1 protein-coding gene is annotated in these 374 nt (G+C 54.8%); it reads right to left on the bottom strand.

The genetic code is table 11. The features are described 5' to 3' along the window. Nucleotides 1–374 (bottom strand): transposase (locus BUE76_RS21955; protein ID WP_173702670.1); only part of this gene is annotated, 374 nt, incomplete at both ends.

Here is a 374-nt window from a genome sequence, read left to right as displayed (position 1 = left end):
ACACAAAGGGGTAAACGGCTTCCAGTGGCCTGTTGCGCCACTCAGAGATGAGCGGCAGTATCTTATCTGTAACGCGGCTGATGGTGGCAGGAGAAGCCTCCAGCCCATACATGTCCATGAGGTGATCGCGGATGTCTGCATAAGAGGCACCGCGGGCGTAAAGGGCTATGATTTGGCGGTCCAGGTCAACTCCCAGGGTCTTGTGCCGCTTGGGTATGATCTCCGGCTCAAAGGTGCCGTTGCGATCACGTGGGGTGGCAATCTCTATATTGCCTACAGGTGTTTTGACCCGTTTTCTACCTTTACCATTCTTGCGGTACGGCTCTGGAGTTTGGTCTATGTGAGCTTCCAGTTCGCCCTCAAGGGCTTCTTCG

The organism is Cnuella takakiae (genome assembly GCF_001953305.1).
Taxonomy (GTDB): Bacteria; Bacteroidota; Bacteroidia; order Chitinophagales; family Chitinophagaceae; genus Flavisolibacter; species Flavisolibacter takakiae.
This window is presented reverse-complemented; position numbering and strand designations above follow the sequence as displayed.